The organism is Mesorhizobium prunaredense (genome assembly GCF_900156895.1).
Taxonomy (GTDB): Bacteria; Pseudomonadota; Alphaproteobacteria; order Rhizobiales; family Rhizobiaceae; genus Mesorhizobium; species Mesorhizobium prunaredense.
In genome coordinates, this window is record NZ_FTPD01000006.1 from 212,477 (window position 1) to 224,698 (window position 12,222).

The 12,222-nt window shown below is 64.6% G+C and carries 13 protein-coding genes; 9 read left to right on the forward strand and 4 right to left on the reverse strand.

Going from position 1 to position 12,222, the window contains the following annotated elements; translation table 11 throughout:
- Positions 1-174: 174 nt before the first annotated feature.
- The 6 genes from BQ8794_RS06800 to BQ8794_RS06825 all read left to right on the forward strand — a co-directional run bounded on the left by BQ8794_RS06800 (position 175) and on the right by BQ8794_RS06825 (position 6,444).
- Positions 175-813 (forward strand): (2Fe-2S)-binding protein, encoded by a 639-nt coding sequence (locus tag BQ8794_RS06800; RefSeq protein WP_077374622.1) that lies wholly within the window; start codon positions 175-177, stop codon positions 811-813.
- 3 nt (positions 814-816) lie between these two features.
- Positions 817-1,815 carry an FAD binding domain-containing protein gene (locus BQ8794_RS06805; RefSeq protein WP_077374624.1) on the forward strand — a complete coding sequence of 333 codons (999 nt, stop codon included), beginning with the start codon at positions 817-819 and terminating at the stop codon, positions 1,813-1,815.
- The gene (locus BQ8794_RS06810; protein ID WP_077374626.1) at positions 1,812-3,926 is read left to right on the forward strand and encodes a xanthine dehydrogenase family protein molybdopterin-binding subunit; all 2,115 of its coding nucleotides are present in this window, start codon (positions 1,812-1,814) and stop codon (positions 3,924-3,926) included. The genes BQ8794_RS06805 and BQ8794_RS06810 overlap by 4 nt, the downstream gene beginning before the upstream one ends.
- A 137-nt stretch (positions 3,927-4,063) precedes the next feature.
- Positions 4,064-4,459 carry a (R)-mandelonitrile lyase gene (locus tag BQ8794_RS06815; protein WP_077374628.1) on the forward strand — a complete coding sequence of 132 codons (396 nt, stop codon included), beginning with the start codon at positions 4,064-4,066 and terminating at the stop codon, positions 4,457-4,459.
- 234 nt (positions 4,460-4,693) lie between these two features.
- Positions 4,694-5,416, forward strand: a complete 723-nt coding sequence (locus BQ8794_RS06820; RefSeq protein ID WP_077374630.1) for an SDR family NAD(P)-dependent oxidoreductase — start codon at positions 4,694-4,696, stop codon at positions 5,414-5,416.
- Positions 5,413-6,444: an S-adenosylmethionine:tRNA ribosyltransferase-isomerase gene (locus BQ8794_RS06825; protein WP_077374632.1), complete on the forward strand. Its 1,032-nt coding sequence runs from the start codon at positions 5,413-5,415 to the stop codon at positions 6,442-6,444. The genes BQ8794_RS06820 and BQ8794_RS06825 overlap by 4 nt, the downstream gene beginning before the upstream one ends.
- A gap of 220 nt (positions 6,445-6,664) precedes the next feature.
- Here the strand turns inward: BQ8794_RS06825 and BQ8794_RS06830 are convergent, their stop codons facing one another.
- Positions 6,665-8,410, reverse strand: coding sequence for an adenylate/guanylate cyclase domain-containing protein (locus BQ8794_RS06830; RefSeq protein ID WP_077374634.1), 1,746 nt, complete (start codon positions 8,408-8,410; stop codon positions 6,665-6,667).
- 361 nt (positions 8,411-8,771) lie between these two features.
- On the opposite strand from BQ8794_RS06830, the gene BQ8794_RS06835 reads away from it, so the two are divergent.
- Positions 8,772-8,981 (forward strand): hypothetical protein, encoded by a 210-nt coding sequence (locus tag BQ8794_RS06835; RefSeq protein ID WP_077374635.1) that lies wholly within the window; start codon positions 8,772-8,774, stop codon positions 8,979-8,981.
- Between the two features lie 24 nt (positions 8,982-9,005).
- On the opposite strand, the gene BQ8794_RS06840 is transcribed toward BQ8794_RS06835, so the two are convergent.
- On the reverse strand, positions 9,006-9,452 hold the full coding sequence (locus tag BQ8794_RS06840; RefSeq protein WP_077374637.1) for a zinc-binding dehydrogenase: 447 nt from the start codon (positions 9,450-9,452) through the stop codon (positions 9,006-9,008).
- Between BQ8794_RS06840 and BQ8794_RS06845 the strand changes: the two genes are divergently transcribed.
- Positions 9,425-9,706: a hypothetical protein gene (locus tag BQ8794_RS06845; protein WP_174654379.1), complete on the forward strand. Its 282-nt coding sequence runs from the start codon at positions 9,425-9,427 to the stop codon at positions 9,704-9,706. The two genes, BQ8794_RS06840 and BQ8794_RS06845, sit on opposite strands and share 28 nt — an antisense overlap.
- A gap of 143 nt (positions 9,707-9,849) precedes the next feature.
- Here the strand turns inward: BQ8794_RS06845 and BQ8794_RS06850 are convergent, their stop codons facing one another.
- A complete protein-coding gene (locus BQ8794_RS06850) occupies positions 9,850-10,026 on the reverse strand; it encodes a DUF1127 domain-containing protein (protein WP_167378667.1) in 177 nt (58 codons plus the stop codon).
- Positions 10,027-10,224: 198 nt separating this feature from the next.
- On the opposite strand from BQ8794_RS06850, the gene BQ8794_RS06855 reads away from it, so the two are divergent.
- Positions 10,225-11,742 (forward strand): winged helix-turn-helix domain-containing tetratricopeptide repeat protein, encoded by a 1,518-nt coding sequence (locus BQ8794_RS06855; RefSeq protein WP_077374641.1) that lies wholly within the window; start codon positions 10,225-10,227, stop codon positions 11,740-11,742.
- A 45-nt stretch (positions 11,743-11,787) separates the two neighbouring features.
- Here the strand turns inward: BQ8794_RS06855 and BQ8794_RS06860 are convergent, their stop codons facing one another.
- Positions 11,788-12,180: a GFA family protein gene (locus BQ8794_RS06860; RefSeq protein ID WP_077374643.1), complete on the reverse strand. Its 393-nt coding sequence runs from the start codon at positions 12,178-12,180 to the stop codon at positions 11,788-11,790.
- Between the last annotated feature and the right edge of the window lie 42 nt (positions 12,181-12,222).

Sequence of the window (12,222 nt, forward strand, 5' to 3'; positions counted from 1 at the left end):
CGCTGCCATTCATGGCCCCGACCGATAGGTCCTATCGGGGAGCGGGCGCTAATCAAGGCGCCTCAAGCGCCCTAAGGTTTTAGCGTCGCACACGCACCCAGCGTGTCTTCGGGCCGGGGGCCATCCATATCTTGGGCCGCGAATTGGCGGATCATCACGAAAGCGACAATCGACATGTCTGATAGCCAAAGAACTTCGACAGCCAGTTCGGACATAACGCGCCGGGAGCTCATGCAAGCGGCTGCTGTGACTGGCGGTGCTCTTTTAGGAGAACAACTCGTGCCCGGAGCTATATCGCCGGCGCTGGCACAGGCTGCCGGCGCCGCGACGGCGCCGCTTGATGTATCGCTGCGCATCAACGGGACGGAGCGCCGGCTTTCGCTCGATCCGCGCACGACGCTGCTGGATGCGCTGCGCGAGCACCTGCATCTGACGGGCTCAAAGAAGGGCTGCGGCCTCGGCCAGTGCGGCGCCTGCACGGTGTTGATGGATGGCATGCGCGTGAAGGCGTGCCTCTCGCTCGCGGCGCTCGCCCAGGGGCGCGAAATCAAAACCATCGAAGGATTGGCGCAGGGCGAGGAACTCCACCCGCTGCAGGCAGCCTTCATCGAGCGTGATGCCTTCCAGTGCGGCTATTGCACGTCGGGGCAGATCATGGCCGGCGTCGCCTGCATCAGCGAAGACCATGCCGGGTCGCCGCAGGAGATTCGCGAATGGATGAGCGGCAATCTCTGCCGCTGCGGCGCCTACGACCATATCGTCGCGGCCATCCAGGACGCGGCTGCCGTGTCCAGTTCGAAACAGGAGGGCTGAGCCATGCATCCCTTTGTGCTCGAACGTCCGCGTGATCTCTCCGCCGCACTTAGCTTCGGCGCCCAGGCCGGCCGCAATGATGCGCCGGTCGAATACATCGCCGGCGGCACCGACATGGTGCAGCTTCTGCAGGAGTATGTCCGCCGACCGGATCGGCTTGTGAGCCTCGCGGGAGTTCTCGACGACGGCATCGAGATCGGTTCGCAAGGCCTGAGGCTTGGCGCCGCCGCCACCATGGCGGAGGTGGCCACCCATCAAGCTGTGGTCGAGCGGTTCCCTCTGATATCCCAGGCGCTGCTGAACTCGGCGAGCCCGCAGGTCCGCAACCAGGCGACCATGGGCGGCAATCTGCTTCAGCGCACACGCTGCCCCTACTTTCGCGATGTCGGCTACGAGGCATGCAACAAGCGCGCGCCTGGCTCCGGTTGCGCCGCCCTGGACGGCGAGAACCGCTGGCACGCAGTGCTCGGCACGAGCGACGACTGTATCGCCGTTCACCCCTCGGACCTCGCCGTTGCCCTGGTGGCGCTCGACGCGTCGGTCGAGATCCGAGGAGCTGGCGGTGACCGTTCCGTGCCGCTCTCCGATCTCCATCGCCTTCCCCGCGATACGCCGCACCTCGAAACCGTCTTGGAACCGGGCGAAGTGATCACCGCGATCACGGTCCCGGCCAATGCGGCAGGACTGCGGTCTCACTACCTGAAGGTACGCGATCGCGCCTCCTTCGAGTTCGCCGTGGTCGCGGCCGCGGTCGCAATCGAGATGGACGGCGCTCGCATCCGGCAGGCCCGCGTAGCGCTCGGCGGCGTTGGAACGAAACCCTGGCGCCTGCCGAACGTCGAGGCCGCTCTCGCGGGCGCTGAATTCGAGCCAGCGGCACTCCGCCAGGCGGCGGCGCTCGCAGCAGAAGGCACACAGGGTCGCGGCCATAACGACTTCAAGATCGAACTCATGCAGCGCGCCATCGTGCGTGCGGTCGAAATCGCGGGAGCACGCGCATGACTGCCGCCTTGATCGGAAAATCCGTCAGCCGCGTCGATGGCCGCCTGAAAGTTACCGGCGCTGCGACCTATGCCGCCGAGTTCGAGGTGCCGAACCTCGCCCATGCCGCCGTCGTCAGAAGCATTGCCGCGAACGGCCGAATTGCCATCGACACGGCGAAGGCTGAGCGGGCGCCCGGCGTAATCGCGGTTGTGACACACCGCAACGCGCCCAGGCTCGCCTACCAGCCGCATAAAGGCCTCCCGGACGCAGCCGTTGGCGAGCGTCTGCATGTGCTGCAGGACGACCGGGTGAATCACCAGGGCCAGCCGATCGCGCTGGTGGTCGCCGAGACACTTGAACAGGCGGTTTACGCGGCGCAGGTCGTGCGGGTTACCTATCGCAATGAAGCGGCGGCCACCGACATGGAAAGCGTCGATCCAGTTCTGCCTACCGGGAAACCGGCGGAGTGGGAGATACGGCGAGGCGAACCCGACAGCGCATTCGAACAGGCGGAATTCCGGGTCGACCAGACCTATGTCATCCCGCGCGAGAACCACAATCCGATCGAGATGTTCGCCACCATTGCCTCATGGCAGGACAACAGCTTGACCCTGTGGGACAAGACACAATGGGTGCACAACGTTGCCGAGGAGATCGCCGCCGTGTTCGGCATCGCTGCCGACAACGTCCGTGTCATCTCGCCCTTCGTCGGCGGCGCGTTTGGTTCGGGGCTGCGCTGCTGGCCGCATGTCACGCTGGCGGCACTGGGCGCCCGTGTAGCCGGACGGCCAGTCAAGCTGGTGCTGTCGCGGCGCGAAATGTATTACGGCGTCGGCTACCGTCCACACACGGTGCAGCGGGCCGCGCTTGGCGCCTCCCGTGACGGCCAGCTCCATGCCATCCGGCACGAGGGCTTCCAGGAGACGTCGACCTACGAGGAGTTCACCGAGGCGCTGCTCAGCGCGACCCGGTTCCTGCACTCCTGCCCGAACGTCCACACGCGCCATCGCATCGCGCCGATGAACGTCCACACGCCGACCTACATGCGCGCGCCAGGCGAGGCGAGCGGCATGTATGCGCTCGAATCGGCCATGGACGAGTTGGCGGTCGCGCTGAACATGGATCCCGTCGAACTGCGGCTGCGCAACGAGCCGGACCGGGACGAATTCAAGGATCTCCCGTTCTCGAGCCGATCGACGAAAGAGTGCTACCGGGCCGCCGCCGAGCGTTTCGGGTGGGCACAAAGGAACGCCGCGCCGCGCTCAATGCGCGACGGGCGCTGGCTGATTGGCTGGGGCATGGCCAGCGCCACCTATCCGATGAACTATGCACCCGCCTCAGCCCTGGCCCGACTCTTGCCGGACGGCACTGCCGAAGTGATGAGCGCAGCGAGCGACATGGGACCGGGCACATGGACATCGATGACGCAGGTCGCGGCCGACACGCTGGGCCTGCCGATCGAGCGGGTCAAGTTCACGCTTGGCGACACCCGCCTGCCGCGCGCGCCTATCCACGGCGGTTCGATGACCATGGCGAGCGTCGGCAGTGCGGTGCAGGCGGCTTGCCGCAAGGCGCGCGACGAGGCGCTGGCACGCGCCGACGCCAACGAAATTGAAGAGGCCATGAAGCGTCTCGGCCAAGTCATCGAGGCGACGGCCGACGTCGCTCCCGGAGATGAGACGAAGCGGTTTTCCATGCACGCTTTCGGCGCGGTGTTCGTGGAGGTTGCCGTCGATCCGGATCTCGGCGAGACGCGCGTGCGGCGCATGGTCGGCGCCTATGGCGCCGGCCGCGTCGTCAACCCGAAGATCGCGCGCAGCCAGTGCATCGGCGGCATGATCGGCGGCATCGGCATGGCTCTCATGGAGCACTCGGTTGTCGACCCCCGCAACGGGCGCGTCACCAATGCCAATCTCGCCGAATACGCCGTGCCGGTGCACGCCGACGCGCCGCCTGTCATGGACGTGATCTTCGTCGACGAGCACGACCCGCACGTGAACCCGCTCGGCGTGAAAGGCCTCGGCGAGATCGCGCTGGTCGGCGTCGCGCCAGCGATCGCCAATGCCATTTTCCACGCTACCGGAAAGCGCGTCCGCGAGCTGCCCATCACGCCGGACAAGCTGCTCTGACCCACCTCGTCGAAAACGAAGGGGCTTAAGACATGATCATCACCCGCAGAGACGTCCTTGCCGCGACAAGTGCTTTCGCCGCTGTGGCTGCAGCAGGTCAGGTTGGCGCAGCTTCTGTCCAAGGAAGGAATGAGACAATGAAGATCACGCGAGTTGGATCACAGCCGTCCGGCCCCGGGCCGGCCGATTACTTTACCGGCGCCGTGCGCATCGATCCGCTCTTCCAGGCGTCCGAGCCGGCGCGTGTTGGTGGCGCCAGCGTCACGTTCGAGCCTGGCGCCCGCACCGCGTGGCACACGCACCCACTCGGCCAGACGCTGATCGTCACTGCCGGTCTCGGCTGGGTCCAGCGCGAAGGCGCGCCAGTCGAAGAAATCCGGCCAGGTGACGTCGTCTGGATTCTGCCTGGCGTGAAGCATTGGCACGGCGCGTCTGCGACCACGGCGATGACCCATCTCGCTATCCAGGAATCGCTTGATGGCAAGCCGGTCGAATGGCTGGAGAAAGTCAGCGACGAACAATATCGCAGCTGAACGTTGGCGGCACCCTGCGTCATCTCGCGCATGGCAGGGTCGCGCTGCTCCGAATTTTGTCGCGGCACGCTGCCAACTCACCCGATGAGGCATCCCGACTCGGCACCGATCGCGCCTGCGCCTGCGCCCGTGCGGGAGTGAATATCGTCGGCATCGATCCACGCAATGAATGCTTGACCTCAAGTTAACTTGAGCTTGTAGCATTGGCTTGCACGGATGGAAGGAGCATCGGCAATGCTGGCGAATATAGATTTCCACGGACTTCGCGTCGCGGTCACGGGTGGCACGTCCGGCCTCGGACTGGCGCTCGTGCGGCAGCTCGTCGCGCAGGGTGCGCGCGTCGCCTTCGTCGCTCGCACTGCCGCAAACGTCGAACTCATCGCTGACGAGACGGGCGCACACGGAATTGTCGGCGACCTCGGCAAAAAGCACGACATCTACCCGATCGCGTTGCAGGTCACCGCGAGCCTCGGCGGGCTCGACGTTCTGATCAACAATGCTTCGAGCCTCGGGCCGGTGCCTCTTGCGCTGCTCGCCGACACCGAGTGCGAGGATCTGGAAAAAGCGCTTGCGGTCAATCTCGTCGGCGCGTTTCGGCTGACCAAAGCGCTGTTTGGTGCGCTTGCCACGTCGGCGCGCGAGGGCCGTGGCGCGCTGGTGATCAACATCTCCAGCGACGCGGCGGTGAACGCCTATCCCGGCTGGGGCGCGTATGGTGCGAGCAAGGCCGCTCTTGCCCATCTGACGGCGATCTGGGACGAGGAGGCGAAAGACGATGGCATAAGGTTCCTCGCGATTGATCCCGGCGATATGGACACCCCGCTGCACGCGCTGGCGCTGCCTGACGCCGATCCGGCCACCTTGAAGCATCCCGATCTGGCAGCTGCCGAGATCATTGAAAAGCTGCTTGACGCGTTGCCGGCCGGCGCAGCACTTAGCGCCGGGGCACGTGGATGATTGCCGCCGACCATCCGGATCGGCGCTCCGCCAGGCTGTTGGTGGTCATGGCGGACGGCGCGATGACCGACTTGCCGCGCGCTGAACTCGCGAAGCTGTTCGAGCCCGGCGACCTGGTCGTCGCCAATGACGCCGCGACCTTGCCTGCCAGCTTGCACGGCACCCATGTCCCCAGCAGCAAAGCGATCGAGATCCGCCTGGCGGGCTGGCTGTCACTTGCCGATCCAACACGTTTCGTGGGGTTTGCCTTCGGTGCGGGCGATCACCGCACGCGCACCGAAGATCGGCTGCCTCCGCCTCCACTGTCACCGGGCAATCGCCTCCGGCTCGGACCGCTTGAAGCCGTTGTGGAGCGCCTTCTCGATCATCCCCGCCTTCTCGAGCTGCGCTTCTTAGGCAACCGCGCAGCTGTGCTTGCAGGACTGGCGCAGCACGGCCGGCCGATCCAATACGCGCATGTTCCCGAGCCGTTGGCACTTTGGGATGTCTGGACGAAGATTGCCGCCCGGCCGGTCGCGTTCGAGGCGCCATCGGCAGGCTTTGCGCTCGACTGGCGCACGCTTCAAAGCTGGCGGCGGCATGATTTAGGCTTCGCAACACTCACGCATGCCACGGGCATTTCCTCCACCGGGGATCGCGCGCTCGACTCGCGCCTTCCCTTCGACGAGCCATACCGCATCCCCGAGCACACAGCGGCAAAGGTCGCGCGGGCGAAGCTGCGCCGCAGCCGCATCATCGCGGTCGGCACGAGCGTCGTGCGCGCGCTTGAGGCGGCCGCCAATCCCGATGGCAGCGTGCGTGCAGGAAAGGGCATTGCGACGGGCCGCGTCGCGCGGGACACGCCGCTTCGCGTGGTCGATGCGATTCTCACAGGCGTCCACCAGCCGGGTGAAAGCCATTTCGAGCTCCTGCGCGCCTTTGCCGACGATGCTCTGCTCGCCAAGGCCTCCGCAGCCTTCGCCGCGCACCGATACCGGACGCATGAATTCGGCGATTCCATGCTGCTCAATCGGCAACCGCTGGATTGATCGCGCGAACCGAACCGTGCGCGAGACGCAGCCTCCTCCATAGCGATCCGATGATCTTAGTTTTCCAGGGTTTCCGGAAAACAATGTTTTGGCTGCTCTACGCGCTCAGTCCTCGGACAAGCCGGCCAGAGAACTGTCCTTCCAGAAGCGACGCAGAATCAAGGGACGTCGCCTGGCCGGACGTGACGCGCAGGAGAGGCATCTTTTGCAACCGCGACGATCACTCCGGCACGCCGGAGATGCCCAGCGCCTCGACGTAACTTTCGGCGAACACCTTGTCTCGCCACGGGTTGATCTGTCTCTGCAGAGTGAGCGTGTAGGTCGGGAACGCCTCCATCAGCCGCCGCGCCGCCGCCTGCGCCTCGTCCAGACGGTTGAGTTTGACCAGCCCCATGATCACCACCCGGTGCGAGGAGCCGTAGTTCGGCATCTCGTGCAGCGCGCGTTCTCCCCATGCCAGCGCTTCTTCGTAGCGCTCGAGCATCAGGTAGCTCATCCCGATGCCGGAGAGCGCGATGCCCTTCTCGGGGTCGACCGGGCTCAGCCGCATTGCCCTGTGAAAGTGCTCGATCGCGACGAGCGGGCGGCTGGAATGCGCGTTCACCCAGCCGCTGCCCGTGTGGCCCTGCGCCGAATTGGGGTTGAGCAGCAGGGATCGTTCGATCGTGCCCAGCGCCATCTCGTAGTCCTTCGCGCTGTAGGCGATCACCTGCGCGGCGAAGCGTAGGCTCGTGGGGTCGTCGCGCGCTTCAGCCAGTACCTCGCGCGCCATGCGCGCGGCGACTCGGCTATCGTCGGGCTCGTGCCAGCACTGGCTCACGGATAGGCTGCGGATATAGGCGCCGAGTGCCTTCGCCAAGTTGAAGCTAGGGTCGATGCTGAGCGCCTCGTTGGTGAGCCGGCGCACGTCGGCAAAGCCTTCGCGCGTCATGCTGTAAAAGCGCGGCAGCGCGCGAAGGTAGAGGTCGTAGGCGCTGATGTAGTCGGTCGGCCTCATGCGCGCCTGCTTGATCTCCTGCAGCCGGATGCTCGGCTCGACGGCGCCGACGACGCTCTCGGTCACCTTGTCCTGCAGGTCGAAGATGTCGCTCACGTCGCCCTCGAAGCGGTCGGCCCAGACATGGTGTCCGCTGATCGCGTCCACCAACTGCCCACTGATGCGCACCCGCGATCCTGCTCTGCGGATGCTGCCTTCGAGCACGTAGCGGACGCCCAGTTCGCGCCCGACCTGGCGCAGGTCCACCGCCCGGCCCTTGTAGGTGAACGACGAGTTGCGGGCGATCACGAAGAAGGAGTTCACCCGGCTCAAGCCCGTGATGATGTCCTCCACCAGCCCGTCGGCGAAGTATTCCTGGTCGGGATCGCCGCTCATGTTGGTGAAAGGCAGAACCGCGATCGAGGGTTTCTCGGGCAGGGGAGGCAGTGCAGCCAACGAGGCGCTGGCGTCGGTCTCGACGCGGTAGGCGCGCACAGGCCGCTCGATGTTCTTGAGGCGCAGGTCGCCGAGCGGCGTGAAGCCGCAGTCGAGCTTGCCCTGAAGGTGGTCGTAGGCGGTGCCCGAGACGACCAAGGTGCCGGGATCGGCGATGCTTTCGAGGCGGGCGGCGATGTTGACCCCGTCGCCGTAGAGGTCGCCGTCCTCTTCGCAGACCACGTCGCCGAGATTGACGCCGATGCGGAAGCGAATCCGCTCTCCCTCGGGCGTCTCCGCCTCGTGTTCTGCCAGGGCCTGCTGGATCGCCATCGCCGAGGTCACCGCGTTAACGACGCTCGCGAACTCGCACAGCATGCCGTCGCCGGTGAGCTTGACGACCCGACCCTGGTGCTCGGAGACCAGCGGTTCGAGGAGGTCCTTGCGGTAGATCTTCAGCCGCTCGAGCGTGCCGCGCTCGTCGCGCTCCGTCAGGCGCGAATAGCCGACCACGTCGCAAGCCAGGATCGCTGCGAGGCGGCGCTGCATGGTCATTGCACCGCTCAGCCAAGCGCCTGCACGCGGGCCGCCCCGCGTCCATGTCCTGCCAACTTCCGGACGCCCTACTTGCATGGTATCCATCTCTCCCAGTCGCCGCCCGTCGCCGATACAGAACGGAGAACGCAGCTGACCTTGCCTTCACGAGCCTTCGCTATCCCGCTTGCGAGGCGTGGAGCGTTCCAGTCGCCGCGCTAACAGCCAACCGACGACACGCCCACGCAGCCTCTGGGACGCTGACCACTCCCAGAAGGCCGGAGATATTTCCTGCTCTGTGTAACCGGTTGACGCCACCGTGGCGGTGCTTTGTCACCGCGATGTAACAGCGAGATGCCCTACGAACGCCCGCATCCGAGAAGTGATCTTAGAAATCAATGGGCGCAGCAATGACATAGCGGTGCCCAGTTTCATCCTCTCCGGCGCGCCATTTGCAGCCGCGATAGTCGGTGACCGCAAACGGCAGCGCATTTTTTGTTTCTGGCAGATCGGCGGCGATCGGCGGATGGGAAAGCGCCAGCCCATTTCCATGTCTGCCATAATCCTGTTCCGCCGTCGCAACGCCTGCTGATGTCTGGTGGAGTCCACCCTTTGCTCAGCTCACCCGCAAAGCGAGCTTGCCGACGTAGTGGGTGGCAAGGGCTCGGTGCGCATCAACAACCTGGTCGAACGGGAATGTACGGGCGACATGGACGTCGAACGGGCCAGAGTCGATCAGGCGGTTAAGCTTGTCGGTCGCGTCCTGGCTGCGGGCGCCGTTGTAGCGAATGAGCTCCACGCCGGGCCGGACATTTGGATCGGGCATCGCGCCGTACGGGCAGGCGACCCGACCGCCTTCGCGCACTGACGTCAGCGCGCGGTCGGCCGCCTCACCGCTTACGGTGACAAAGGCAGCGTCGAGGCCGCCGGCGGCGAATTCACGAGCGGCCGCCACCACGTCGTCCTTGCGCCCGTTGAGCGGTGATCTCAGAAAGGCGCGGCAACAATATACGAGTTCCCAGTTTGGAGGCAGCCATGCGTATGAAGCTCCTGCTGGTGACATCAGCGACGATGATGGCGACAGTCGTTGCCCACGCGGACAGTCAGTCCTCGAACACAAGCTCGAATGGCTCGTCGAACAACGGCGTTGTGCGTGAGCGGATTGTCGAGACCTACTGTGAAGACGACTATTGTGAGACCTACATCAAACGCAGGGTTTACCAGGAGGACCGATCCTCCCGTCGTTACCAGGATTATGATCGTCGCCGCTATCGCGACCGCTACACGGATGATGATGATGATGATGACGACGATTAGGGGAAAAGAGGCCGGGCCGCTGACGCAGGCGAAGGCCTGTTTTGGGATCGGATCGGCGGCCCAGTTTCTCGCATCCTAGATGTTCTTGGCGCACCCAGTACGACGATGACAGCATCGGCTTCGTGACCTTGCGGCGACGAGGATTATCGCCGCCAGAAGGGCTTGGCGATCTCCGCCTCGACCTGCCGTCTCGTCAGACCGATGTCGTCGATCAAATGGGGATTGTCCTTCGACATCTGCTCAAGTTCCCAGCGAAAGCGTTTGCGCTCGTCCCAGGCTGCGATAATGCTTCGCAGGGTCGCCAGATTCCGACGCGACATTTCCACCGGCTCCACGGGCGTTCCCCCTGCCTGATGCGGGGCCGATGCAAGAGTATCGTTCATAGCAACCTCCATCGGTTTGAAGGTCCAGGGACCCTCGACCTGAAAGAGGCTGAATTCTGCAGAGTACGAACAGCGTCGTAATTAAGCCCTCCCAAATAGTTCTCAAAACTTCCAAACGGGCTATAGATAGGCCGCATGCAGGGATCGCGCTTTGCCTTTGGTCCGTTCGTGCTTGATTCCGGTGCGGGAACGCTGCTTCGCAACGATGTCCCCGTTGCCGTTGGCTACCGCGGGATAAAGCTGCTTGCGGCGCTCGTTGGACGAGCCGGCGAAATCCTCGAGAAGGCCGAGTTGATGGACGCGGCGTGGCCGGACACGGCCGTCGAGGAAGGCAACCTCACCGTACAGATCGCGCAGCTGCGAAAGCTGCTTGGCCCGGCTGCCGATGCCGGTAATGGGGGCGGCGAATGGATCGCCACGGTTCCGCGCGTCGGCTACCGCTTCACAGGGGCCGTCGAACAGCTCGGCGCGAAGCGAAAACCTTTACCGCTGCCCGGCAAGCCATCGATAGCGGTGCTGCCCTTCGTCAATGTCAGCAACGATCCCGAGCAGGAATCCTTCGCGGATGGCTTGACCGAAGACCTGATCACCGACCTGTCCAGGATCTCCGGCCTGTTCGTCATCGCACGCAACTCGGCCTTCGCCTACAAAGGAAAGGCGATGGACGTGCGCGATATCGCGCAGGACCTCGGCGTGCGCTACCTGCTGGAGGGGAGCGCACGGCGCGCTACGGGGCGCGTGCGCATCAACGCCCAGCTGGTCGACGCAGTGAGTGGCGACCATTTATGGGCGGAACGCTTCGATCGCAGCCTGGAAGACATTTTTGCCGTTCAGGACGAGGTCACCGGCAAGATCGTCGAGGCGTTGCTCGGCAGGCTGCGCGCACCGCCGCCGCGCAATCGGCCCAAAAATCTCGAGGCTTACGATCTCTGCGTGCGGGCGCGCAAGCTGATGGATGACACGCCGCAGACGGCGCGCGAAGTGCATCTGATGCTCACCCGCGCGGTTTCGCTCGATCCGGAATATGCCGAGGCCTATCGCTGGCTTGCCATGAACCACTGGATGGGATGGGTGCATTCCGGCGGACCAACCGAAACGTCCCGTAGCGTTGCGTTGGAACTGGCACGCAAAGCCGTGGCGATCGACCCCAACGATGCCGGCTGCCGCTGGGTTTTGGCTTACCTGCTTGCCTATGAGCGCAGCTTCGCCGAGGCAGATGCGGAATTCGCCAAGGCGATCGAGCTCGATCCGAACGAGGCCGATGCCTGGGCGGCATTATCCGACATCGCGGTCCTGGCCGGTCGGGTCCAGGAAGGCCTTGAGCACATTCGCAAGGCGTTCCGGCTGAACCCGTTTCCGGCAAGTTGGTACTATCTGACGCTCGGCCAGGCGCAATATGCGGCCGGCGAATACGAAGCCGCTGTCGAGACACTGCGCAGGGACGAGACTTATCGTACAAGCTCACGCCGCTTCCTGGCGGCAAGCCTTGCCCAACTGGGCCGGGTCGAGGAGGCGCGCGCAGAGGCCGAACTGTTCCTCGTCGGCAACCCGCATTTCACAACCCGCCACTGGGCCGCGACGGAGCCATTCCGCGACGCTGCGACGCTCGAGCATTTCGTTGACGGCTTCCGCAAGGCTGGTCTTCCGGAGTGACGTGCCGGCGTGACGTCCCAAACGCTTTCCGCACCGTTCGTGCGACTACGCCTCAAAGCGACTCGTGGCGTCACGATCGCGTTCGTACCGTCTCGTGAGCGGAAACGGCGGCAACCAGGACTCGCGACGGATGATCCAGCTTTCGTAGGTTGGCATCAGTTGGTCAGGGGCGTCCAGGGATCCCAGGTTCACTTCGATTTCGTCTGCGGTGCGTCCGAAAATTGTCGAGCCGCAGCGGGGGCAGAAAAACCGTCCGGCGTAGTCGCGCGTCTCGCCTTCGATCGTCACCGCATCCTGGGGGAACACCGCCGAAGCGTTAAAAAGGGCGCCATGGTGCTTGCGGCAGTCGAGACAATGACAAATGCCGACCCGGTATGGGAGTCCCGACGCCACAATCCGGACGTTGCCGCACAGGCAACCGCCAGTGAATCGGTCCATGCTGCGTCTCCTCCAAAATCAAGCGGTCGCAATGGCTACAAC

What these genes read in the sequence shown, in the direction of transcription:
- BQ8794_RS06800 (WP_077374622.1), top strand. Translation starts at nt 175, where the DNA reads ATGTCTGATAGCCAAAGAACTTCGACAGCCAGTTCGGACATAACGCGC.
- BQ8794_RS06805 (WP_077374624.1), top strand. Translation starts at nt 817, where the DNA reads ATGCATCCCTTTGTGCTCGAACGTCCGCGTGATCTCTCCGCCGCACTT.
- BQ8794_RS06810 (WP_077374626.1), top strand. Translation starts at nt 1,812, where the DNA reads ATGACTGCCGCCTTGATCGGAAAATCCGTCAGCCGCGTCGATGGCCGC.
- BQ8794_RS06815 (WP_077374628.1), top strand. Translation starts at nt 4,064, where the DNA reads ATGAAGATCACGCGAGTTGGATCACAGCCGTCCGGCCCCGGGCCGGCC.
- BQ8794_RS06820 (WP_077374630.1), top strand. Translation starts at nt 4,694, where the DNA reads ATGCTGGCGAATATAGATTTCCACGGACTTCGCGTCGCGGTCACGGGT.
- BQ8794_RS06825 (WP_077374632.1), top strand. Translation starts at nt 5,413, where the DNA reads ATGATTGCCGCCGACCATCCGGATCGGCGCTCCGCCAGGCTGTTGGTG.
- BQ8794_RS06830 (WP_077374634.1), bottom strand. Translation starts at nt 8,410, where the DNA reads ATGACCATGCAGCGCCGCCTCGCAGCGATCCTGGCTTGCGACGTGGTC.
- BQ8794_RS06845 (WP_174654379.1), top strand. Translation starts at nt 9,425, where the DNA reads ATGCGTATGAAGCTCCTGCTGGTGACATCAGCGACGATGATGGCGACA.
- BQ8794_RS06840 (WP_077374637.1), bottom strand. Translation starts at nt 9,452, where the DNA reads ATGTCACCAGCAGGAGCTTCATACGCATGGCTGCCTCCAAACTGGGAA.
- BQ8794_RS06850 (WP_167378667.1), bottom strand. Translation starts at nt 10,026, where the DNA reads ATGTCGCGTCGGAATCTGGCGACCCTGCGAAGCATTATCGCAGCCTGG.
- BQ8794_RS06855 (WP_077374641.1), top strand. Translation starts at nt 10,225, where the DNA reads ATGCAGGGATCGCGCTTTGCCTTTGGTCCGTTCGTGCTTGATTCCGGT.
- BQ8794_RS06860 (WP_077374643.1), bottom strand. Translation starts at nt 12,180, where the DNA reads ATGGACCGATTCACTGGCGGTTGCCTGTGCGGCAACGTCCGGATTGTG.